The sequence below is a fragment of the Shimia marina genome (genome assembly GCF_001458175.1).
In the GTDB taxonomy this organism is placed as follows: domain Bacteria; phylum Pseudomonadota; class Alphaproteobacteria; order Rhodobacterales; family Rhodobacteraceae; genus Shimia; species Shimia marina.
Map to the genome: position 1 here is coordinate 20,004 of NZ_CYPW01000016.1, position 21,950 is coordinate 41,953.

Sequence of the window (21,950 nt, forward strand, 5' to 3'; positions counted from 1 at the left end):
CCTTACAAAAGAGGCCTCAATGTCCGATCTCACCCGCCCCTACACGCTTTTTGCCGACAGCCTACGCACCGCCTCCGATGCGATTGACGACCTGCGTGATGGTCTGATTGGCGGTGATATTCACATCGATACTCCCTCAGGACCACGCAAACTGGTCTATGCCGACTACGTGGCCTCCGGGCGTGCCTTGCGGCAGGTAGAGACTTTCGTCATGGAACAGGTGCTGCCCTACTACGCCAACACCCACACAGACGCCTCCCTTTGTGGAGCCCGCATGGGCGCTCTGCGAGAAGGCGCACGGGCGGTGGTGCGCACTCACTGCGGCGCAGATGCGGATGACCATGCCGTGATCTTTGCTGGTGCCGGGGCCACCTCGGGCCTCAACCAACTGGTCCATCTGATGCAGATTGGCGCTAAAGACACCGTCATTGTGGGCCCCTATGAGCATCACTCAAACCTGCTGCCATGGCGCGAAAGCGGCGCCAAGGTCATCGAAATCCCTGAAGGGGTTCTTCCGGGCCCAGATCGCTCCGCCCTGACCAAAGCGCTGGCAGAGCACGGGCTGAACGGGCGGGTGATTGTCGCCATGAGCGCCGCTGCCAATGTCACCGGCGTCTGCACGGATGTGGCTGCCATCACACGGCTGGTCAAAGCCTATGATGCCCTGATGGTCTGGGACTACGCAGGCGGCGGTCCGTACCTGCCCATGACCATGTCCCCCACCAAAGGGGCGGAAGTTGATGCACTGGTGTTTTCGCCTCATAAATTCATCGGTGGCCCCGGTGCCAGCGGCGTGTTGGTGCTGCGCAAAGATGTGGTACGATCCGAGATCCCCTATCGCCCCGGCGGCGGCACGGTGGCCTTTGTGAACGCCCACGAACACGACTACGTTGCGCAGCTGGAACAGCGCGAAGAAGGCGGCACGCCCAATGTCATTGGTGATATTCGAGTGGGGTTGGCACTGACGGTGAAAGACGTCATCGGCGCGGCCCAAATGAATGAACGCAATGCCGCTCTGACCGCGCGCGCTTTTGAAGCGTGGGGCCCTTCCCCGCACGTCGACCTGCTCGCAGCCCAACGCGACACGCGTCTGCCAATCTTGTCTTTTGTGCCGCGTGACCACCATGGCGCCCGCATTGATCACAACGCCTTCACCCGCGCCCTGTCTGAGCGCTATGGCATTCAGGCGCGGGGCGGCTGCTCCTGCGCGGGCCCCTATGTGCATGCCCTGCTGAATATCGACGATCCGCAATCTGCCGACATCCGCAAAGACATTCTCTTTGGCGAGGGCGCGCGCAAACCGGGGTTTGTGCGCCTCAACCTCAGCGTTCTAATGACAGATGAGACGGTCGATTACATTCTCAACGCGGTCACAGAGTTGGCCCACACTTGGGCACAGGAAACACCACAGGCCCTTGCTGGCTGAGATAAACGCCTAAAGCGTCGTGGCCCGGACCTTAAAAGCCCCCGAGCCGCGCGCGATGCTCTCCCCTGTCTCATCACAAATGCTGCCCTCTGCGAAAAAGGTCTTGGCGCCGCCACCCGTGCGCCAACCTTCCGCGATCAACCGCCCCCCTCTGGGACGCGATAGAAAATTCGTGGTCAGCGATAGCGTGAGCGCAAGCTTTTTATGATCCGCTGTGCCGGTGTAGCACCCGGCAAACCCCATCACCGTATCAAGCAGCGTCGCATAGATGCCGCCATGCGGAATGCCTGCACGGTTCATCAGATGCGGTGCCAGCGGCAACTCAAGGCGTGCGTAATCCTCATCCCAATGGGTGAGCTCAAATCCGAGGTGCTTTTGCAACCCATAAGGCGTTTCGTCGAGTGCTGGATCAAAGGGGGCATAAGTCATGCACAGGTCCGTCTAAAAGTTGCAGCGCCCGGCATCGCCGGGCCTTGCCCTCTGTTATGTCGGTCAAACAGCCGTCAGGCCACCGTCTATGGCAATCGCTTGGCCGGTCATAAAACTGTTCTCCGGCGCATTGATCCACAACATGGCTTGCACCACCTCCTCCGGCTCAGACACACGGCGCATGGGCACACGGCTGGCGATCTGTTTCAACGTGTCTTCCCGGTTCAGCCCTGTTCGGGTGCCGACAACCTCTGCCATTTCATCCACCATCGGCGTCGCTGAAAACGACGGGCACAGCGCGTTCACACGGATGCCACGGGTGGCGTTTTCATCCGCCGCAGCTTTGGTCAACCCAACAACTGCATGTTTGGCGGCGGCATAAAGCGACAAATGCGCCGCCCCAACAAGTCCGGCCGCAGAGGCCACATTCAGGATCGCACCCACCCCGGCCTGCTGCATCAGCGGGATCTGATACTTCATACACAGGAACACCCCTTTGGCATTCACATTCATCATCACGTCAAAGTCGTCGGTGGTGAGAAATTGCAGCGGGCGCACATCATGACCGATGCCCGCATTGTTGATCCCCACATCAATGCCCCCAAATCGCTGCGAAATATGCGCCACATGCTGCGCAACCTGCGCCTCCTCAGCAACATTCACCACATCACTCACGACCTCGACACCGTCGCTTTCAAGCCCTACCACAACATCGCGCAACGCGACTTCGTTGATGTCTGAAAGACCCAGCTTCGCCCCCTGCGCGGCAAATCTCTTGGCTGCCATCGCACCAAAACCGCTGGCCGCCCCGGTGATCATCACCACCTTGTCCTGATACATCTTATCCACGTTGTGTCGCCTCCAATCCGGCCATGGCAAACATGGGCACAAAGCTTCCAAGCTTGGCCGCGCGTTCAGGATCCGACGCATTGCCATCCAGCGCGCGTTTTTTGACCCCCTGAATAATGGCCGCCATGCGAAAGAAGCAAAACGCCAGATAGAAGCCGAATTTTTCAATACCCGGCAGTCCCATCCGCACACAATAGGACGCGATGAACTCTTCGTCCGTCGGCAACCCCAAAGCCGCACGATCCACGCCAGCAAGCCCCCGTCCCTCATGGCCCGGCGGCATCTGCCACTGCATGATCACTGCGGCGAGATCCGCATAGGGATGCCCGATGGTGGAAAGCTCCCAATCCAACACCGCCAGAACTTCAGCGCGATCCCTGGCAAACAGCATATTATCGATGCGGTAATCCCCATGCACCAAGGTACGTTTGCCATCATCTGCGGGAATATTGGCCGCAAGCCAGTCAATCAACGCATCCATCTGCGGCACAGCCTCGGTCTCAGAGGCGCGGTACTGCTTGGTCCAGCGCCCGACCTGACGCTCAAAGTAATTTCCCTCAGGGCCGTAATCCGACAGGCCCACCGCCGCAATATCCACAGAATGGATCGCGGCCAGCACGCGGCCCATCTCATCAATCACCGCCGCGCGTTCTGATGTGGTGAGATCTGGCAAGCGTGGGTCGTCAAAATTGCGCCCCTCAACGAAGTCCATGACATAAAAGGCAGATCCGATCACATCATCGTCTTCGCACAACATGTGCATCTTGGCGACCGGCACCTCTGTGCCCGCAAGGGCCTTTTGCACCCGGAACTCACGATCCACCGCATGCGCGGATTTCAGCAAAACACCGGGGGGCTTGCGGCGCAGCACATACTGCCCTGACGCGCTGTCCAGCCGAAAGGTTGGATTGGATTGGCCCACATCAAATTTTGTCGCCTCAATCGGACCGGAAAAGCCCTCAAGCTGCCCCTCCAACCACCGTTCAACAGCCTTGGTATCCAATGTCGTTGCGTCCATAGCACCCTCGCTCCATGCCACGCCGCCCCAATAGCTCAGCTATAGGTCAGCATTTCGTCTTCATTGCTTGCCTCAATGTGCGGTGTGTCATTAAACCCATTCAGCCAGACTTGGCCTTTGGCCATCACAAACCGGGCCACAGCACAGTTTTTCACCTGCAATTGCAAAAGGATCATCTGCGCGGCCGGCGCATCCAGCACATCGGCAACCGTCCGGCCAATGGCACCACCAGAACTCACGGCAAGTGCGGTCTTCGCATCGGAGGCGGCCACAATAGCGCGCGCCTCACGGACCCGGTTGGTGAAAGCCGCAAAACTTTCCGGTGGATTTTCAATTTCGTCGCGCTGCCACTCCAAAACCGTATCGCGCAGAATGCGAAAATGGGTTTTGCGATCGCTGTGCAGATCGGCGGGCTTGTCGACGCGGGTTTGATACCGCGCCTCCAAAAGCCCGCCAAAATCAAATTCGTTCCACTCCGGCACCACAATCGGGGTCATCCCGCTGCCCAGAGCGCGTTCAAGGCCTTCCCAGGTCTGTCGATGGCGTTTCTGCGCCCCGATAAACACCGCATCCGGCATGACACCCTGACGTTTCAGAGCAGCGCCCAAAGCCTCAGACTGGCGATGGCCGAGGTCTGACAAATTGTCATAATCGGCCGCACCAAAACTTGCCTGAGCATGGCGTATGAGGTGGAACATCTGGCTCACTTCATACGGTCCTGAAGCCGCTCCCAAGCCGCGATATATTCGCGCTCAAGCCGATCCACCAGCTGGGACACAGGCCCCACCTCTTTGACGGCACCGATACCCTGACCAGACCCCCAGATGGTTTTCCAGGCTTTGGGCTTCTCCTTGTCACCGCCAAAGTCCATATCTTTGACACTGCCCATAGGCAGGTTGTCCGGATCCATGCCTGCGTTCTCCACAGATCCCTTAAGATAATTGCCCCAGACGCCGGTAAAGAGCGAGGAATAGACAATGTCATCCGCACCGCTATCCACGATCATATCCTTATAGCCCTGCACCGCATTGGCCTCCTCGGTCGCGATGAACGGCGAGCCAATATAGCCGAGATCTGCGCCCATGGCCTGCGCAGCCAAAAGCGATGCCCCTGTGCCAATGGAGCCCGACAACAGCAGAGGCCCATCAAACCACTCGCGAATTTCACTGATGAGAGCGAGGGGGGACTGCGGACCTGCATGCCCACCGGCACCAGCGGCCACCGCGATCAGACCATCAGCGCCTTTCTCAATCGCCTTCTTGGCAAAAAAGTTGTTGATGATGTCGTGCAGCGCGATACCGCCGCAATCATGGGCCGCATCATTGACCTCTTTGCGCGCCCCAAGCGAGGTGATCCAGACAGGCACCTTATGCTTGTGGCAAAGCTCAATGTCGCGCTCCAGCCGGGTGTTGGAGCGATGCACGATCTGATTGACCGCAAATGGTGCGGCCGGGCGGTCCGGGTTTTCTTGATTGTGACGGTCCAGCTCTTCGCGGATCTGCGTGAGCCAGGTGTCCAGAAGTGGGTGGTCGCCCTCGCCTTCGCGTGCGTTCAGCGCGGGGAAACTGCCTATGATGCCTGCCTTACACTGGGCAATGACCAGTGCGGGTACGGAAATGATAAACAAAGGCGAAGCAACTGCGGGGATACGCAGACCTTGCAGAGCCTTTGGAAGGTGGCTGTCACCAGACATGATTAACTCCTGTGTTTGGTGGCAGGATAAGGCCCCCTGCCACGCGGACAAACAAGAGCCTGCAAAAGTAACATGACGTCACATCATCGGAGATCCGCGGAGCGCAGCCTCAAACATCCCCGAAAGAACGGCTGAAACAGGAGGCCAAGCCCCTGCACATCAGGCTTGCCGCAAGAACGCGCGGATCTGCTCCGCAACCTCGCCCGGTTTCTGATGCAAGAGCCAGTGGTCCGCGCCAGCAATGCTTCGCTGTGTCAGATCTTCACAGAGCTCCGACAGCCCCTCATAGCTTTCGGGCAACAACGCTGTGTCGTTTTCTCCCCAAAGCAAGAGATGTGGCATCGCCACACGCAGCATCTCAGCAGGCAGGTTCGGCAAATCCTCCGCAGTAAGCGGAACACCCGGGGATGCCACTTTCAGGCTTGAGGCGCGATACCAGTTGACCATACCCCGCAGTTGGCGTGCATCGCCCCAAGCGGCCTGATAGGCACCCCGCTTTTCTGCGGTCATCCAAGACATATCCATTTGATCAGAAAACAGCCCCAACAGACGGGCATGATCATTGGCGCAGAGTTTTTCCTCTGAACCTTCGGCGCGCAGCCAGTCAATATACTGACTGGCCTCAGACTGCGCCCCACCCGCCGCAAGCGCATGCTGAAACGGGATGGGATGCACGCCATTGGCGATCATCAGCCGCGCAAAGCGCTCCGGATGCCGAAAGGCCAGACCATAGGCCACCGCCGCTCCCCAATCATGCCCCAAGACCGCTGCGATCGGTTTGGCAGGGCTGAAATGGTTCAATACAGCCGCCGCATCCGCAATCAGCTTGCTTGGCGCATAATCTGCAACCTTGGCGGGGCGCCAGCTTTGCCCATAGCCTCGCTGATCCGGAGCAATGCAGAAAAAATCATCTTGCAAATGCGGGATCAGATCAAAAAAGGCACCGGAATACTCCGGAAAGCCGTGCAACATTAGGATCGCAGGCTTGGCAGGATCACCGGCCACGACAACATGAAAGTCATGGCCAGCGATAGTGAGCGTTTCGCTGCGCAAGCGTTACACCATGTCAGGCAGCTTATGGTCGGCAAACTGCTTTCGCAGCGTGAGTTTGGAGACTTTGCCAGTGGCCGTCATCGGCAGTTCTTCTACAAACACCACATCGTCAGGCAACTGCCATTTGGCAAAATGCTCTTCCAGCAGCGCCATCAGTTCACTAACCTCCGGGGTGCCGTCCGGCCCCGGCACCACAACCAGCAACGGGCGCTCGTCCCACTTGGGATGGGCCACGGCGATCACGGCACAATTTGCCACCTTTGGATGTGCCATCACGGTATTTTCCAGATCGAGCGAACTGATCCACTCCCCCCCTGATTTGATCAGGTCTTTGGCACGGTCGGTGATGGTCAGGTAGCCATGGCCATCAATGGTCGCCACATCCCCGGTGCCAAACCAGCCATCGGCATCAAAGGCCCCTGCGTTGGCCTCTTCGTTCTCAAAATAACCCGCCGTGATGTTGTTGCCGCGCACAAACAACTCGCCAGCGGCTTCGCCGTCATGGGGCAGACGTTTGCCATCTTCATCAACAATTTTCAGATCCACACCAAAGATCCGCCGCCCCTGACAGGATTTGATCGCCACACGCTCTTCCAATGTGCGGTCTTCCAGATGCACGGGAAGGTTGCCCAAAGTGCCTACCGGGCTCATTTCCGTCATACCCCAGGCGTGACAGACGTTGACGCCGTTTTCCTCAAAATAGGTGATCATACTGGCTGGCGCAGCGGAGCCGCCGATCACCAGATCCCCCAGCCCATGCGGCATGCGGCCCCGCTTGGCCATCTCTCCCTGAAGGCCCAGCCACACCGTCGGCACACCCCAAGCGGAATAGACATCTTCGTTTTCCATCAGGTCAAACAGGCTCGCCCCATCCAGAGCGCCGCCCGGGAACACAAGCGATGCGCCCGTCAGCAACGCAATAAATGGCAGCCCCCATGCGTTCACGTGGAAGAGCGGCACCACCGGCAGAATGCGTTTGCCCGGCTGACAGACATGCGGCATCGAGAGCCCCACTGTCATCGCATGCAACACAGTGGAGCGATGGGTATAAAGCGTGCCCTTTGGGTTCCCAGTGGTGCCTGAGGTATAGCACAGACCTGCGGCCGTATCTTCCGGCAGCTCCGGCCAATCAAAACTCTCAGATTGCGCCGCGAGCAACTCCTCATAACAGAGGAAGTCCCCCTCCGGCATATGGTCCCGATCTGTCATCACCACCACTTTGAGGCTTTCAGGCCATTGCGCGCGCAGTGCATTGACCAGCGGCACAAAGGTCGTGTCCACAAACAGCATGGTATCTTTGGCATGCGTGACGATATAGGTCATCTGTTCCGCTGACAGGCGCGGGTTGATTGTATGGCACACGCCTCCGGCACCGGAAATGGCGTAGTAGAGCTCAAGATGGCGGTAACCGTTCCATGCCAAAGTGGCGATACGATCCCCCACCTGCATACCCTCCGCCTGAAGGGCATTGGCAAGCCGCGCCACACGCAACGCCATTTCAGCATAGGTCTGACGGTGCAGATCGCCTTCGGTACGTACCGAAACCACTTCGCCTGTTGGGTGAATTTCCGCCGCAAACTTGAGAATGTCCGCAATATTGAGCGGACGCATCATCATAGACCCTAGCATCGAGGCCTCCCTGCCTGAGATTGTCATGTGCTGCAAAACATAGGCTTCGCGCATGAGAGAGGGAAGCACGGTTGCAAAATGCCGCTACGTCGCTCGCGCTAAAGTTTTGCATTTCTGCGGGACCAATCACTGTGCGCATACACACAGTGACCGCGCGGCCACGTCCGTTTTCCGCAAGCCTTCCCGCTCCTAACTTGCTGGGGAAAGGAGAGACATCATGTCAATCAGACCCGTATTGGAACAGCGCAAGGCCGTCGCAGCCATGGAAGGTGCCGGAGTGCATCTGCACCGCGTGTTTGGGTTTCAGGACCCTACCGAGCTTGATCCCTTTCTGATGATGGATCACTTCCGAAATGATGATCCACGCCTGTTTGAGGCAGGCTTTCCGTGGCATCCGCATCGCGGCATTGAAACCATCACCTATGTGATTGATGGCGCTGTGGAACATCAGGACAGCTTGGGCAACACCGGCAACCTGGGAGCGGGCGACGTGCAATGGATGACCGCCGGGCGCGGTATCCTGCATCAGGAAATGCCCACCGCCAATGCACAGGGTGTGAACCACGGTTTTCAGCTCTGGGCCAACCTGCCGCGTGATCTGAAAATGACCGATCCCCGCTATCAGGATGTCACATCCAGAGAAATCCCGGAGATCATCGAAGATGACGGCACCAAAGTGCGCGTGATCATCGGCAGCTTTTGGGGGCAACGAGGGCCTGTGGATGGAATTGCCGCGGATCCCATGTTTCTGGATGTCACCGTGCCATCAGGCGCAAAAAAGACCTTCCCGATCGACACCCGCCGCCGAGCCTTTGCCTATGTTTTTGAAGGCGATGCCGCCTTTGCCGATGCCAGCCAACCGACCGGCATCTTGCTCGAAAAAGAGGTGGCAGGCGAAGAGCTCAACATCCGCGACATGAGCGGAGACCGCACGCTCATTCGCTTCGGATCCGGCGACGAGGTCACCGTGCAGGCCGGAGAGCAAGGCGTGCGCTTTCTTCTGGTTTCAGGCCAGCCCATTCAGGAGCCCGTGGCGTGGCACGGTCCAATTGTCATGAACACCCAAGCGGAGTTGCAACAGGCTTTTACTGAGCTGCGCAATGGCACATTCATCAAACCAGCCCACTGAACAAGCTGGCGGGGGCAGACCTCCACCAGCCGTCAAGGCTTTGCAGCGCGCGTCAAAGATCCATCGCAGGTATCACGCCCCAACCGCTTTGCGCACCATATCCCAATAGATCTGCTCCACCTCTTCCAGAGACAGGCGCCCCCCCTCACGAAACCATGTATTCACTCCGGTCAGCATGGCGATCACCGCCATGGTGGTGACCTTCGGGTCCGCCACGGTAAAATCCCCGCTGATCACTCCCGCCCGCAGGATCTCTTCCAGTTGGTCCTCATAGACACGGCGCAGTGCTTCAATCGCTGCGAAATTTTCAGGGCTCAGATTGCGCAGTTCCATATAGGCAATAAAAACCGCGTCAGGGCGTTCGGAGTGAAACCGAATGTGCATGCGCGTGAAGCTTTCCAGCGCTGCCGCAGGCGACGGAGGTGCCGCCAGGGCCGCCCGAGAGGCCAGCAACTCGTCCATATGGGTTTTCATAAGATCAAACAGCAAGCTCTGTTTGTCTGGTGTGTAATTATAAAGCGCCCCCGCCTGCACCCCAACATCGCGCGCAATCTGGCGCATCGACACGGCCGCATAGCCATGTCGCGCAAACAACGTGAGCGCGGCCTTGCGCACGCGAGGACCGGTGATACCGGAATGAGAGCCTTGTGTTCGTGCCATTTCCTCAGGCTATCTGAACATACGTTCCTTTAAAACCCTGCCAATCGGTGTGCAAACCGACGTTCTGGGCTATTGGTGACTTGTATGACGCCTCTTCTCCAGTCCATAACCATGCCGACAAAGCAGCATGAGGAGCACAGGGTGATCCGTCTTTTGAAATGCCATAGCGGCCTTTTGGCTGTGCTTGCAAGCCTTGCAAGCTGCGGTCAAATTCCCGGTCTCGATGCGGCACTGGAAGAGCGCAATGCAGGCACGGAATATCCCGATATCCTCCCCGCCTCAGAGCTACCCACTCCAGCGCCACCTCGGCTCACGGAAACCACCGAGGCCGAGCTGGAAGCCCGACGCGCCCGTCTCGAACGCCGCGCCGCCGCTTTGCAGTAAAGATCAGGCCTGCGCTGCGTTGCGCAGCCCGCCAAGAGCCGATACACGGCACATCAACACAATCAACCAGACCACCACTTTTTGAGGACGTGCCCCATGACCAACTCCCAGCCTTCTCCGCTTCGCCTTGGGATTGCCGGACTGGGCACCGTCGGCGTTGGCGTGATCAAGATTGTGCGCCAAAAGGCCAATCTTCTGGCCGCCCGCACAGGCCGCCCCATTGAAATCACCGCCGTCAGCGCCCGTTCCAAGGATAAAGACCGCGGCGTATCTCTGGCCGGATATGCTTGGGAGGAGGATCCTGTCGCCCTGGCAAAGCGCGACGATGTGGACGTTTTTGTCGAACTGATGGGGGGCGAAAACGGCCCCGCCAAAGACGCCATCGAAGCGGCTCTGGCACTGGGCAAAGATGTGGTGACCGCCAACAAGGCACTGCTGGCCCACCATGGTCAGGCCTTGGCCGAAACTGCTGAAGACAAAGGCGCGGTCATCCGCTTTGAAGCGGCCGTGGCCGGCGGCATCCCGGTGATCAAAGCCCTCACTGAAGGTCTTGCTGGCAACGAAATCACCCGCGTCATGGGCGTGATGAACGGCACCTGCAACTATATCCTGACCCGGATGCAGGATGCGGGCCTGCCCTATGATGAGGTTTTTGCCGAAGCCGATGCTTTGGGCTATCTGGAGGCAGATCCAAATCTGGATGTCGGCGGCATAGATGCCGGCCATAAGCTCTCCCTGCTCTCCGCCATCGCTTTTGGCACACAGGTGGATTTTGACGGCGTTGAGCTGGAAGGCATTCAGCGCATCTCCATCGAAGACATCCATCAGGCCGCTGAACTCGGGTATAAAATCAAACTGCTTGGCGTCACGCAAATGACAGGCCGCGGTCTGGAACAGCGTATGTCCCCCTGCCTTGTGCCTGCTGAAAGCCCTCTGGGCCAGCTCACCGGAGGCACCAATATGGTGGTGATCGAAGGCGATGCGGTGGAACAGGTGGTCTTGCGCGGTCCCGGCGCCGGCGAAGGCCCCACCGCCAGCGCTGTGATGGGCGACGTCTGTGATATTGCCCGTGGCCTGCGCCTCTCGACGTTTGGCGTGCCCGCAAAGGCGCTTGTCACCGCAAAGGCCGCGCGTTCCAATTCTCCAGCGCCCTATTATTTGCGCCTCGCGCTGCAAGATCGCCCCGGCGCCATGGCAAAGATCGCGACAGCCCTTGGAGACAACGGCATCAGCATTGATCGCATGCGTCAAACACGCCATGCTGAAGCCCATGCGCCGGTGCTTATCGTGACTCACAAAACCCAGCGCGCCGACCTGGACGCTGCCATTGAAGCCATGCGCGCCACCGGCGTGATGGCCGCAGATCCGGTGGCCCTGCGCATTGAACAGATTTAAGTAGACGGATTTTCAGCCCCAAAGGGGCGCACGGCAGACTTGTGAGCGGCGCGCCCCTACGATAATCGGTATTTTAACACGCATATAAGGACCTCCTCCCAATGTCTCAAAAGCCGGAATTTCACGACCGCATGTTGTCCCTTGGCTTGGCCCGTGTGGCCGAGCAAGCCGCCATCGCCTCCGCTGCCCTGATCGGCAACGGCGATGAGAAGGCCGCCGATCAGGCCGCCGTAAACGCCATGCGCGAACAGTTGAACCTGCTGGACATCGCCGGCGTGGTGGTGATCGGCGAAGGCGAGCGCGACGAAGCGCCCATGCTCTACATTGGCGAAGAAGTGGGCACCGGCGAAGGCCCCGGCGTGGACATCGCGCTGGACCCGCTGGAAGGCACCACGCTGACCGCCAAAGACATGCCCAACGCGCTGACCGTGATCGCCATGGGCCCGCGTGGCTCCATGCTGCACGCCCCAGACACTTATATGGACAAGCTGGCCATTGGCCCGGGCTACCCCGAAAATGTCGTGTCCCTGGACATGAGCCCCAAAGAACGCGTCCAAGCCCTGGCCAAGGCCAAAGGCTGCGAAACCACGGATATCACCGTCTGCATTCTGGAGCGTCCGCGCCACGAAGACATGATCGACGAAGTCCGCGCCACCGGTGCTTCCATTCGCCTCATCACTGATGGCGATGTGGCTGGTGTGATGCACTGCGCCGAATCGGAAGAAACCGGCATCGACATGTATATGGGCCGCGGCGGCGCACCAGAGGGTGTTCTGGCCGCTGCCGCACTGAAATGCATGGGCGGCCAGATGTGGGGCCGTCTGGTGTTCCGCAATGATGATGAGCGCGCCCGTGCCGCCAAAACCGGCATCACCGATCTGGATCGCATTTATTCTCGGGACGAGATGGTCACACAGGACGTCATCTTTGCCGCAACCGGCGTGACCGGCGGCTCGCTGCTGCCCCGTATCAAACGCACCCCCGGCTGGATCGAAACCGAAACCCTGCTGATGCGCTCCAAATCCGGTTCTGTCCGGCGCGTGACCTACCGCGCGCCAGTAGATCAGACCTCTTGAACCTGATCCGCATCCTTGATTGACTGGGCCACGCGCCCGCCTTTGATGGCCCGCCTTCTGGCGGGCCTTTTCACAAGATGAAAGCCCCTCCATGACTGACTTCCTTGGTGTTTCTGAAAGCCTGACCGGACGACGTTGGGTGGGACCAGATGTCGAAACAACGCGCGCCGCCGAACTGCTGGCACAGGACACGGCGCTGCCGCCAGCACTCTGTGCGGTGCTTGCACGCCGGGGCGTGTCCGCAGCCGAAGCCGCAGGGTTTCTTGACCCCAAGCTGGTGGACCTGCTGCCGGATCCGCGCACAATCAAAGACATGGAGGCCGCCGCACAGCGGTTTCTGGCCTCTGTGCGCCAACGCCAGCGCATCGCCGTCTTTGCCGACTACGATGTGGATGGCGGCACCTCAGCCGCCCTGCTGATCACCTGGCTGCGCACGATGGACCTGCCTGCAACGCTCTATGTGCCGGATCGCATTGATGAAGGCTATGGCCCCAATGAACCTGCCATGGCGGCCTTGGCCAAAGACCATGACCTGATCATCTGTGTGGACTGCGGCACCCTCAGCCACGCGCCCATCGCCGCTGCCAAAGGCGCCGATGTGATTGTGCTGGATCACCACCTCGGCGGCGAAACCCTGCCGGACTGCGTTGCCGTGGTGAACCCCAACCGACAGGATGAAAGTGGCGATCTTGCCCATCTCTGCGCCGCCTCGGTGGTGTTCCTCATGCTGGTGGAAGCGAATCGCCAGATGCGCGAGGCCGATGGCACACGGGGGCCGGATCTGATGGCGATGCTCGATCTGGTGGCCCTGGGCACAGTTGCCGATGTGGCGCCCCTGATTGGGGTGAACCGCGCGCTGGTGCGTCAAGGGCTGAAAGTCATGGCCCGACGCGAACGCCCCGGCGTCGTGGCGCTTTCTGATGTCAGCCGCATGGACAGCGCGCCCAACAGCTACCACCTCGGCTTCCTTCTGGGGCCGCGCGTCAATGCCGGTGGCCGCATCGGTCAGGCCGATCTGGGCGCGCGCCTGCTGTCCACGGACAACCCGCAAGAGGCACAGGCCATCGCGGCCCGTATGGATGAACTCAACACAGAACGGCGCGATATCGAAGCCGCCGTACGCGCCGCCGCCATGGCACAGGCCGAAGAGCGCGGTCTGGACGCACCGCTGGTCTGGGCGGCAGGCGAAGGCTGGCATCCCGGTGTAGTGGGCATCGTGGCATCGCGCTTGAAAGAGGCCACCAACCGCCCCGCCATCGTGATTGGCCTTGATGGCGCAGAAGGCAAGGGCTCAGGTCGGTCCGTCTCGGGCGTGGATCTGGGCGTCTCCATTCAGAAACTCGCCGCCGAAGGGCTGTTAATCAAAGGTGGCGGGCACAAGATGGCCGCAGGTCTCACCGTCGCCCGCGATCAACTGGAACCCGCCATGCAGCGCCTGACAGAGTTGATGGCAAAACAGGGCGCTGGCGACATGGGGCCTGCGGACCTGAAACTCGACAGTCTGCTGATGCCCACCGCCGCCTCCGTGGAACTGATCAGCGACATTGAAAAGGCAGGGCCCTTTGGCGCCGGGGCCCCAGCGCCGCGCTTTGCCTTTCCGGACGTAGAGATTCGCTTCACCAAACGCGTCGGCGAAAGCCACCTCAAACTGACTTTCGGCGACGGTTTCGGCGCACGTATCGACGCCATAGCCTTTGGGGCTTATGACACCGCATTGGGGCCCGCACTGGAAACACACGGCGGGGGCCGTTTCCATCTCGCCGGACGCCTTGAAATCAACACCTGGGGCGGGCGTCAATCTGTGCAACTGCGCCTGGAAGACGCCGCAAAAGCGGGCTGAACCAACCTCTCCGCTTCCTCTTGACTGAAATATCCTGGGGGAATCGCGGCCGCGCCGCGTTGGGGGCAAAGCCCCCAACGCGGCGCCCCAAACAGGTGCATACAGCTTTCTTGAAAAAATCGCCGCAAGCGTCAAATTTCCGCTTGCGCCCATCCGTCCCATTCACTAGATACGCCTCACGCTTCACAGCGCGTCCCGTTCGTCTATCGGTTAGGACGCCAGGTTTTCAACCTGGAAAGAGGGGTTCGATTCCCCTACGGGATGCCAGTGAAGTTCGGGTTGGAAGGCAACTTCCTGACGCACCCAAGAGCGTCCCGTTCGTCTATCGGTTAGGACGCCAGGTTTTCAACCTGGAAAGAGGGGTTCGATTCCCCTACGGGATGCCATTTCACCTCACAACTTATAGAAATGCTCACTGATACGCGCACCTGTGATCTGTGCCGCAGGGACCTACCTGTGCGCATGTGTGACAGATAATACCGCTTGTAAAAGATCTGCCCCCGCAAGATCTCCACAGTCCTGACATGAGATTTCATTAACCAATTTTCGGTATCACTGGAATCACCTGATGTAGACGCCTGTGCCTGTCGCAAGGGCAGCACCAGCAGCACTTCCAAGGATGGGGATACAGAAAATGAACATGTCGGTTTGGATTCTGCCACAAGCCGCGCCCCTGAAAAGGGTACCTCGTGACAAAGGCCGCGCGCCGAAACACCGGCGCACAGGGGCCTTCCTGCTGGCATCATATCACACCAGCGATTTCAAGATGACCCCGCCGGTGGCTTGTAATCATAACGGACGTCTCTGGCCTTTCACTTCCCCCACACGGCCCACGGCAAATACAGGCCGCTAGCGCGTTTCCGCACGTATATCAGCCGAGTTCCGGCGGCACATCCACGGCAGGTGCACTGGGTTTGATGTCCAAGAGCGGTGTGCCATCAAAACAGTCGATGGCATCAATGCCGATCCGGCCCGCCGCGAGATCCAGTGATGTGATCCGCACCGCCGCCAGCGAAATCGGATTGGGGCGGTTGGGTGCACGCAGGGCGAAGCTGCCACGTGCCTCTGTCAGATGCCGGGGCCGCTGGGTGATCAGATCGCGCCGCGCCTGATGCATCCAGTAAAACAGCAAAATCCCATCCCCCACAGACAGCCCGGTCAGACCTTCCGCGAATCCCGGCTCCAGCGTGATCGACGCCCCCTGCCCGCTCTCACGGGCGCGGGTGACATTCTTGGGGCAATTGCCGCGCTGCCACGGGGTGTGAATGCGGCCAATGAAGCGCAGCTCTGCATCCACGCGGCCCAGCGGGTCAAACCCCAACAGGCTTTCCCCGTCGCGCATTTCAGGCAAGGTCTCAGGCAGGATGTCAGGCAGGATGTCAGACATGGCGCTCTCCTTTGCTGTCCGCCGTCATCCTGCCCAACAGCAGCCCCCTGCGCCATAAAAAAGCGCCGCTCAATGGCGGCGCTTTCTGTGGGTGTTTCTGACGGTTAGACGATCTCGCCTTCAAGCCCTTCGGTGGAGAGCCCCTCAAGCCTTGGCATGAGGCTCAGAAGCTCCTGCGTATAGGCCTGTTGCGGGTTGGCAAAGAGGGTTTCGGTGTCGTCCACCTCCACCATCTGCCCCTGACGCATTACGCCCACACGGTCACACATCTGTCGCACCACCGGCAGGTCGTGGCTGATGAAGAGCATGGTCAGGCCCAGATGCTCCTGAAGATCCTTCAGGATGTTCAGGATTTGCGCCTGAATGGAGACATCCAGCGCCGAGGTCGGCTCGTCACAGATCAAGAAGCGCGGCTGGGTGGCCAGCGCCCGCGCAATCGAGATCCGCTGGCGCTGACCGCCGGAGAACTCATGCGGGTATTTGCGCCCGGCCTCTGAGCCAAGGCCCACACGCTCCAGCAACTCATCCACACGGTGCTGAATGGCGTCGCCTTCCAGCAGCTTGTGGTGGCGCACGGGCTCCGCAATGATCTCATCCACCCGCATGCGCGGGTTGAGGCTTGAGAAGGGATCCTGAAAGATCATTTGGATCTGGCGGCGATAGCTTTCCAGATCCTTGGCAGTCTTGAGGCTGGTGACCTCCCGATCGTCAAAGAAGATCTTGCCGCCATTGGTCTGATACAGCGTGGCGATCATGCGCGCGACAGTGGATTTGCCCGAGCCGCTTTCGCCCACAATGCCAAAGACCTCGCCTTCGCGGATGTCAAAGCTGACCTGATCCACAGCGGTGAAATACTTGCGCCGCGACGGAATGATCGACCCGCTTTGCAGGAAGGTTTTGGTGAGCCCCTCAACCTTCAGAAGCGTGCCGGATTTGGTTGGCTCCGGGCGCTTCCAGTTGCGCGCAAGATCTTCGATCTCAAAGGTGATCTGACGCCCCCCGTAAGAGAGCTGCGGGAAACGATGCACCTTCAGCGTGGGGCGTGGCACGGCTGCAATGAGCGATTTGGTATACTCATGCTGCGGGGCGCCCAGCACCTGCTCGGTGCTGCCGCTTTCCACAACCTCACCCTGATACATCACGGTCACCTTGTCGGTGGTGTCCGCAATCACACCCATGTCGTGGGTGATCAGGATCACGCCGGTCTGCCGCTCCCGCGCCAGCTCCTTGATCAGATCAAGGATCTGCGCCTGAATGGAAACGTCCAGCGCCGTGGTGGGCTCGTCCGCGATGATCACATCCGGCTCCGAACAAAGCGCAAGCGCAATCACCACCCGCTGACGCATACCGCCAGAGAATTGGTGCGGATATTGATTGATGCGCTCGCTCGGGTTGGGAATGCCCACCCGATCCAGCAGTTCAATCGCGCGGGCCTTGCTGTCCGCATCGGAAAGCTTGAGGTGGAACTGGATGGTTTCCTCCAGCTGCTGGCCCACGGTCAAAAGCGGGTTCAGCGAGGTCAGAGGATCCTGAAAGATCATAGAGATCTTGGCCCCGCGCAGCGCGCGCATGCCTTCCGCATCCCGCCCACTGATGGCTTCGCCCTTGAAGCGAACGGTGCCCTCGGCGATATGGCCCGGCCGATCCAGCAAACCCATCACGGCGGCCCCGATGGTAGATTTACCAGCCCCGGATTCGCCCACAAGACCGTGGATTTCGCCGGGCTCCACCGCGAGGTTGGCTTTGTTCACTGCCACAAACAGCTTGCGACGGGTCGGGAAGTGGACCGACAGGCCCTCGATATCAAGAAGTGTGTCGCTCATCACTGCAGCCTCGGGTTCAATGCATCACGCAGCCAGTCGCCCAGCAGGTTCACAGACAGCGCCAGCGCCAGAAGCGTGGCGGAGGGGAACAGCAAAATCCACCATTCGCCGGAAAACAGGAACTGTTGCCCGATGCGGATCAGCGTGCCCAGTGACGGTTGGGTTGGTGGTGCGCCCACACCAAGAAACGACAGCGTTGCCTCAGCGATGATCGCAAGAGCAAGCGAAATGGTGGCAATCACCAACACCGGCGACAGAACATTGGGCAGGATGTGACGCAGCATGATAATACCACGGCCCCGCCCCATCATACGCGCGGCCTGCACATATTCTTTGTCCTTTTCAACCAGCGTTGCACCACGCACCACGCGGGCAAACTGCACCCAGTCTGACAGACCAATCGCAAGGATCAGCACCCAGATCGCCATGGTGTCCTGATGCTCAATCGGCGTGATGCCTTTGGCGATGCCAAAGATCAGCATGGCCACCAGAATGGCGGGGAAGGTCAGCTGCACATCTGCGGCACGCATGATGAGCGTTTCCACCCAGCCGCCGACATAGCCGGCAATCAGGCCCAGCGTGATGCCCAGCACCATGGCAAAAAGCACAGCAGAGAAGCCCACAAACAGCGAAATCCGCATGCCGTAAAGGATGGTGGAAAACACATCACGCCCCTGATCATCGGTGCCCAGCCAGAAGGTGTCTCCGGTGAAGTCATTGGCGGCCATCGGCGCGGTGAAGCCGTTCATCAAGTCGAGCGAGGCCGGATCAAACGGATCATATGGCGCAATCAGCGGGGCGAAGATCGCGCTCAGCACCAACAGCATCACCACAAGGAAAGACACCACAGCCACCGGCGAGCGGCGGAAACTATATGCAAAATCGCTGTCCCAGGCTTGCGCCAGACGGGATTGCGGCGCGGTTGAAGTTTGGTCAGACATCAGTGCGCCCCCTTACCATCCGTGCGCAGGCGCGGATCAATTGCAAAATACAGCAGGTCAACAATCAGGTTGATCGCCACAAACATCACCGAAATCAGCATCAGGTAGGCGGCCATCACCGGGATGTCGACAAACTGGATCGCGTTGATGAACAGAAGCCCCACACCGGGCCATTGGAAGACCGTTTCGGTGATGATCGCAAAGGCGATGATTGAGCCCAGCTGAAGACCCGTGACGGTGATCACCGGCACCAGCGTGTTTTTCAGCGCATGGCGGAAGTTCACTGTGCGCGCCTTCAGGCCACGGGCGCGGGCAAAGCGCACGTAATCCTGACGCAGCACTTCCAGCATCTCAGAGCGCACCAGACGCATGATCAGCGTCATCTGGTAAAGCCCCAGCGTGATCGCCGGCAAGACAATGGCCTTCAGGCCCGACGCGGTCAAAAGCCCCGTGCTCCACCAGCCAAACTGCACCACATCTCCCCTCCCAAACGAGGGCAGCCACCCCAACTCCACCGCAAAGACATATATGAGAAGGATACCGATGAGGAAGGTCGGCAGAGACACCCCAATCAGAGAGATCGACATGATCGCATTGGCCAGAAACCCATCTTTGCGGATCGCCGTAAAGACCCCAAGGCCAATACCAATACTGATGGCAAGAAAACCGCTCACCGCCGCGAGTTCCAGCGTGGCCGGTGCGCGCTCCAGCAGGATTTCCCCCACCGGGCGCCCCTGACGATAGCTCACGCCAAAATCGCCCTGAACGGCCCCTTCGAGGAATTTGTAGTATTGTACGGGAAACGGCTGATCCAGCCCCAGTTCCACCCGCAGGCGGGCGATGTCGGCATCGGTGCGTTCCTGACCCAGCAAATTGTCAATCGGGTCGCCAACAAATCGGAACATGCTGAAAGCAACAAGTCCGACGATCAGAAGCACCAAGGCGGACTGCAAGACTCTCTTTATGACATACGTCAACATCACTGCGTCCTTTTATGATTATCGGCGTTCCTTGCGCTCTTCTTCAGGTGGGGTCAAGACAAGGAAATAAGGCGCCGGAGTGTTGCCCGGCGCCCTCTGTATTTGCAGGATTATTGCACGTTGACCCAACGCAGAATAAAGAAGTTATCCGGTCTCTGAGTCAGAGAGATATTGTCCCGTGTGCCCCAAACCAGAGGTTGCACATACATCGGCACATAAGCGGTCTCTTCCTGTAGAATCTGAGCCGATTCATCCAGCATCGCCTGACGTTTTCCATCATCAATCTCGGATTGGATCATCGGCAAAAGCGCATCAATGCGCGCGTTGGAATAGCCACCAAAGTTCCAGCTGCCCAGCTTTTTCTCAGCATTTGGCGTGGCCGCAAGGAAGCGGATGGGATGCTCTGCATCAAATGTGCCTGGGGACCAGCCCAGCAGATACATGTCAAAGTTATCGGCGCGCAGTTCCGGCCAGTAGTTTTGCACCGGCATCGCATCAAGCTGTGCCGTGATCCCCACCTTTGCAAGCATAGATGTCACCGCCTGACAGACCGCCTCATCATTCAGATAGCGGTTGTTGGGGCACTTGAGACCAAACGCAAACCCATCAGCATAGCCTGCCTCCGCGAGCAGAGCCTTGGCACCGTCCACGTCAAAAGCCGGACGTGTGGAGTGCGCCTCGGAATAGCCACGCATGGCCGGACTGACCAACTGACTTGCCGGTTCGGCATTGCCGCGCATGATGGTTTTGAGGATCGCATCCACATTCACCGCTTTCGCCACAGCTTTCCGCACGCGCGCATCTTGGAAAGGGTTCGGCTTGCCTGCGTCTGCACCGTATTTCAGGGTCTCAGCATCCTGTGCAAAGCCCAACATGATCACGCGGGCCTCAATGCCCTGAATGATCTGCACGCCATCCTGACCTTGCAGTCGCGCAGCGTCCTGAATCGGCACCGGGTTGATCATATCCACTTCGCCCGAGAGCAGCGCCGCCACGGCGGTGGCCGCATTCTGAATCGGGGTGAATTCCGCTTTGGTGATGTTGTGGGTGGCTTCGTCCCACCAGCCATCATGCGGGGCCAGCTCTGTGCGCAGGCCCGGCTCACGCGCAGTGACCATAAAGGCACCGGTGCCATTGGTGTTGAGCGTGGCATAGTTGCCGTTTTCCTTGTCTGGCCGCGCCGCGCTATTGGTCTCAGCCCAGCCCTTATCCATGATCATCCAATTGGCGATGCTGTCAGGGAAAATCGGGTTGGGCGCAGTGGTGTAGATCTCGATGGTTTGAGCGTCCACCATTTTGACCTCAGACACCGGCGCAAACCAGCTGCGCGTGTCAGACACCTCGCTCGAGGCACGCTGATAGGAAAACAACACATCTTCCGCATCAAAGGTGCTGCCGTCGTGGAAAGTCACGCCATCGCGTAGGTAGAAGCGCCAGCCTTCGCCCGCGCCAATCGGCTCCCAGCTTGTGGCCAGCGCAGGCTCAATGGACATATCTTTGCCCCGGCGCACAAGCCCTTCATAAACGTTGTTGAGAAAGCCCAGAACCGGCGCGGAGTTCACCGCATGCGGGTCCATGGTTTGCGGGTCGGTGGTCCCCGCCCATTTGAAGTCTTCGGCCGCAACTGGTGCGGCACAGATTGCAGCAGCCAAGGCCGCAGAGAGTGCGCGTTTCATTGTTGTCCCCTGTTTTCAACCCGCCGCTCCTGACGGGGCATGCGCCATGTCACCTCACCAAGTCGTGAAAAGCAAGGTCGCCACACATTTTTGTGAACATGTTAACCCGCAACGCGGCCGGTCAGATCACCAAGGGGAATGATGCCAAACAACTGTCCCAACGCAAAAGAGCCGCCCCGTTGGGCGGCTCTTTCGTTTCGCGTATCAGAAGCTCTGATTACTCGACGATTTTGGACACAACACCGGAACCAACGGTGCGGCCGCCTTCACGGATCGCGAAGCGCAGGCCGGCTTCCATTGCGATCGGTGCGATCAGCTCAACGTTGAACTTCAGGTTGTCGCCAGGCATCACCATTTCGGTGCCCGCTGGCAGTTCAACAGTGCCGGTCACGTCAGTTGTACGGAAGTAGAACTGTGGACGGTAGTTCGCGAAGAACGGGGTGTGACGGCCACCTTCGTCTTTGGTCAGAATGTAGGCTTCTGCTTCGAACTTGGTGTGTGGGTTCACGGAACCTGGCTTACAGAGAACCTGACCACGCTCAACCGCTTCACGGTCAACACC

At 59.3% G+C, this 21,950-nt stretch carries 20 protein-coding genes and 2 tRNA genes; 8 read left to right on the top strand and 14 right to left on the bottom strand.

What is annotated here, in order from left to right; translation table 11 throughout:
* The first annotated feature begins 19 nt into the window (after positions 1-19).
* Complete coding sequence (locus tag SHM7688_RS08110) at positions 20-1,426, top strand: aminotransferase class V-fold PLP-dependent enzyme (RefSeq protein WP_058239463.1); 1,407 nt, start codon at positions 20-22, stop codon at positions 1,424-1,426.
* A 9-nt stretch (positions 1,427-1,435) separates the two neighbouring features.
* Here the strand turns inward: SHM7688_RS08110 and SHM7688_RS08115 are convergent, their stop codons facing one another.
* The 7 genes from SHM7688_RS08115 to SHM7688_RS08145 form a co-directional block, all read right to left on the bottom strand.
* On the bottom strand, positions 1,436-1,855 hold the full coding sequence (locus SHM7688_RS08115) for a PaaI family thioesterase (RefSeq protein ID WP_058239443.1): 420 nt from the start codon (positions 1,853-1,855) through the stop codon (positions 1,436-1,438).
* A 63-nt stretch (positions 1,856-1,918) separates the two neighbouring features.
* On the bottom strand, positions 1,919-2,695 hold the full coding sequence (locus SHM7688_RS08120; protein ID WP_144432526.1) for an SDR family NAD(P)-dependent oxidoreductase: 777 nt from the start codon (positions 2,693-2,695) through the stop codon (positions 1,919-1,921).
* Position 2,696: 1 nt separating this feature from the next.
* Entirely contained in the window at positions 2,697-3,722 is a 1,026-nt protein-coding gene (locus tag SHM7688_RS08125; RefSeq protein WP_058239445.1) for a phosphotransferase family protein, read from the bottom strand.
* A 35-nt stretch (positions 3,723-3,757) separates the two neighbouring features.
* On the bottom strand, positions 3,758-4,420 hold the full coding sequence (locus tag SHM7688_RS08130; RefSeq protein WP_058239446.1) for a histidine phosphatase family protein: 663 nt from the start codon (positions 4,418-4,420) through the stop codon (positions 3,758-3,760).
* 5 nt (positions 4,421-4,425) lie between these two features.
* Positions 4,426-5,415 (bottom strand): NAD(P)H-dependent flavin oxidoreductase, encoded by a 990-nt coding sequence (locus tag SHM7688_RS08135; RefSeq protein ID WP_058239447.1) that lies wholly within the window; start codon positions 5,413-5,415, stop codon positions 4,426-4,428.
* Positions 5,416-5,574: 159 nt separating this feature from the next.
* The gene (locus SHM7688_RS08140; RefSeq protein ID WP_058239448.1) at positions 5,575-6,468 is read right to left on the bottom strand and encodes an alpha/beta fold hydrolase; all 894 of its coding nucleotides are present in this window, start codon (positions 6,466-6,468) and stop codon (positions 5,575-5,577) included.
* Between the two features lie 3 nt (positions 6,469-6,471).
* The gene (locus SHM7688_RS08145) at positions 6,472-8,097 is read right to left on the bottom strand and encodes a long-chain-fatty-acid--CoA ligase (protein WP_058239449.1); all 1,626 of its coding nucleotides are present in this window, start codon (positions 8,095-8,097) and stop codon (positions 6,472-6,474) included.
* Between the two features lie 217 nt (positions 8,098-8,314).
* Here SHM7688_RS08145 and SHM7688_RS08150 point away from each other — a divergent pair, with 217 nt between their 5' ends.
* Positions 8,315-9,226, top strand: coding sequence for a pirin family protein (locus tag SHM7688_RS08150; protein ID WP_058239450.1), 912 nt, complete (start codon positions 8,315-8,317; stop codon positions 9,224-9,226).
* 72 nt (positions 9,227-9,298) lie between these two features.
* On the opposite strand, the gene SHM7688_RS08155 is transcribed toward SHM7688_RS08150, so the two are convergent.
* Positions 9,299-9,886: a TetR/AcrR family transcriptional regulator gene (locus SHM7688_RS08155; RefSeq protein WP_058239451.1), complete on the bottom strand. Its 588-nt coding sequence runs from the start codon at positions 9,884-9,886 to the stop codon at positions 9,299-9,301.
* Positions 9,887-10,027: 141 nt separating this feature from the next.
* Between SHM7688_RS08155 and SHM7688_RS08160 the strand changes: the two genes are divergently transcribed.
* The 6 genes from SHM7688_RS08160 to SHM7688_RS08185 all read left to right on the top strand — a co-directional run bounded on the left by SHM7688_RS08160 (position 10,028) and on the right by SHM7688_RS08185 (position 14,967).
* Positions 10,028-10,270 (top strand): hypothetical protein, encoded by a 243-nt coding sequence (locus SHM7688_RS08160; RefSeq protein WP_058239452.1) that lies wholly within the window; start codon positions 10,028-10,030, stop codon positions 10,268-10,270.
* Positions 10,271-10,366: 96 nt separating this feature from the next.
* Positions 10,367-11,665 carry a homoserine dehydrogenase gene (locus tag SHM7688_RS08165; protein WP_058239453.1) on the top strand — a complete coding sequence of 433 codons (1,299 nt, stop codon included), beginning with the start codon at positions 10,367-10,369 and terminating at the stop codon, positions 11,663-11,665.
* Positions 11,666-11,766: 101 nt separating this feature from the next.
* Positions 11,767-12,741: a class II fructose-bisphosphatase gene (glpX, locus tag SHM7688_RS08170; RefSeq protein WP_058239454.1), complete on the top strand. Its 975-nt coding sequence runs from the start codon at positions 11,767-11,769 to the stop codon at positions 12,739-12,741.
* A gap of 91 nt (positions 12,742-12,832) precedes the next feature.
* Positions 12,833-14,581, top strand: coding sequence for a single-stranded-DNA-specific exonuclease RecJ (gene recJ / locus SHM7688_RS08175; protein ID WP_058239455.1), 1,749 nt, complete (start codon positions 12,833-12,835; stop codon positions 14,579-14,581).
* Positions 14,582-14,773: 192 nt separating this feature from the next.
* Positions 14,774-14,848 (top strand) — tRNA-Glu (locus tag SHM7688_RS08180).
* 44 nt (positions 14,849-14,892) lie between these two features.
* A tRNA-Glu gene (locus tag SHM7688_RS08185) sits at positions 14,893-14,967 on the top strand.
* A 485-nt stretch (positions 14,968-15,452) separates the two neighbouring features.
* Here the strand turns inward: SHM7688_RS08185 and SHM7688_RS08195 are convergent.
* The 6 genes from SHM7688_RS08195 to SHM7688_RS08220 all read right to left on the bottom strand — a co-directional run.
* The gene (locus tag SHM7688_RS08195; protein ID WP_199556615.1) at positions 15,453-15,968 is read right to left on the bottom strand and encodes an SAM-dependent methyltransferase; all 516 of its coding nucleotides are present in this window, start codon (positions 15,966-15,968) and stop codon (positions 15,453-15,455) included.
* Between the two features lie 104 nt (positions 15,969-16,072).
* Complete coding sequence (locus tag SHM7688_RS08200) at positions 16,073-17,791, bottom strand: ABC transporter ATP-binding protein (protein ID WP_058239457.1); 1,719 nt, start codon at positions 17,789-17,791, stop codon at positions 16,073-16,075.
* Positions 17,791-18,732 (bottom strand): ABC transporter permease, encoded by a 942-nt coding sequence (locus tag SHM7688_RS08205; protein WP_058239458.1) that lies wholly within the window; start codon positions 18,730-18,732, stop codon positions 17,791-17,793. Before SHM7688_RS08205 ends, SHM7688_RS08200 begins: the two co-directional genes overlap by 1 nt.
* Positions 18,732-19,712 (bottom strand): ABC transporter permease, encoded by a 981-nt coding sequence (locus SHM7688_RS08210; RefSeq protein WP_058239459.1) that lies wholly within the window; start codon positions 19,710-19,712, stop codon positions 18,732-18,734. Before SHM7688_RS08210 ends, SHM7688_RS08205 begins: the two co-directional genes overlap by 1 nt.
* A gap of 110 nt (positions 19,713-19,822) precedes the next feature.
* The gene (locus tag SHM7688_RS08215) at positions 19,823-21,388 is read right to left on the bottom strand and encodes an ABC transporter substrate-binding protein (protein WP_058239460.1); all 1,566 of its coding nucleotides are present in this window, start codon (positions 21,386-21,388) and stop codon (positions 19,823-19,825) included.
* A 217-nt stretch (positions 21,389-21,605) separates the two neighbouring features.
* Positions 21,606-21,950 (bottom strand): EF-Tu C-terminal domain-related protein (locus SHM7688_RS08220; RefSeq protein WP_503167633.1); only part of this gene is annotated, 345 nt, incomplete at its 5' end.

What these genes read in the sequence shown, in the direction of transcription:
- SHM7688_RS08130 (WP_058239446.1), bottom strand. Translation starts at nt 4,420, where the DNA reads ATGTTCCACCTCATACGCCATGCTCAGGCAAGTTTTGGTGCGGCCGAT.
- SHM7688_RS08135 (WP_058239447.1), bottom strand. Translation starts at nt 5,415, where the DNA reads ATGTCTGGTGACAGCCACCTTCCAAAGGCTCTGCAAGGTCTGCGTATC.
- SHM7688_RS08215 (WP_058239460.1), bottom strand. Translation starts at nt 21,388, where the DNA reads ATGAAACGCGCACTCTCTGCGGCCTTGGCTGCTGCAATCTGTGCCGCA.
- SHM7688_RS08155 (WP_058239451.1), bottom strand. Translation starts at nt 9,886, where the DNA reads ATGGCACGAACACAAGGCTCTCATTCCGGTATCACCGGTCCTCGCGTG.
- SHM7688_RS08200 (WP_058239457.1), bottom strand. Translation starts at nt 17,791, where the DNA reads ATGAGCGACACACTTCTTGATATCGAGGGCCTGTCGGTCCACTTCCCG.
- recJ (WP_058239455.1), top strand. Translation starts at nt 12,833, where the DNA reads ATGACTGACTTCCTTGGTGTTTCTGAAAGCCTGACCGGACGACGTTGG.
- SHM7688_RS08125 (WP_058239445.1), bottom strand. Translation starts at nt 3,722, where the DNA reads ATGGACGCAACGACATTGGATACCAAGGCTGTTGAACGGTGGTTGGAG.
- SHM7688_RS08115 (WP_058239443.1), bottom strand. Translation starts at nt 1,855, where the DNA reads ATGACTTATGCCCCCTTTGATCCAGCACTCGACGAAACGCCTTATGGG.
- SHM7688_RS08165 (WP_058239453.1), top strand. Translation starts at nt 10,367, where the DNA reads ATGACCAACTCCCAGCCTTCTCCGCTTCGCCTTGGGATTGCCGGACTG.
- glpX (WP_058239454.1), top strand. Translation starts at nt 11,767, where the DNA reads ATGTCTCAAAAGCCGGAATTTCACGACCGCATGTTGTCCCTTGGCTTG.
- SHM7688_RS08120 (WP_144432526.1), bottom strand. Translation starts at nt 2,695, where the DNA reads ATGTATCAGGACAAGGTGGTGATGATCACCGGGGCGGCCAGCGGTTTT.
- SHM7688_RS08145 (WP_058239449.1), bottom strand. Translation starts at nt 8,097, where the DNA reads ATGCTAGGGTCTATGATGATGCGTCCGCTCAATATTGCGGACATTCTC.
- SHM7688_RS08205 (WP_058239458.1), bottom strand. Translation starts at nt 18,732, where the DNA reads ATGTCTGACCAAACTTCAACCGCGCCGCAATCCCGTCTGGCGCAAGCC.
- SHM7688_RS08195 (WP_199556615.1), bottom strand. Translation starts at nt 15,968, where the DNA reads ATGTCTGACATCCTGCCTGACATCCTGCCTGAGACCTTGCCTGAAATG.
- SHM7688_RS08210 (WP_058239459.1), bottom strand. Translation starts at nt 19,712, where the DNA reads ATGTTGACGTATGTCATAAAGAGAGTCTTGCAGTCCGCCTTGGTGCTT.
- SHM7688_RS08150 (WP_058239450.1), top strand. Translation starts at nt 8,315, where the DNA reads ATGTCAATCAGACCCGTATTGGAACAGCGCAAGGCCGTCGCAGCCATG.
- SHM7688_RS08110 (WP_058239463.1), top strand. Translation starts at nt 20, where the DNA reads ATGTCCGATCTCACCCGCCCCTACACGCTTTTTGCCGACAGCCTACGC.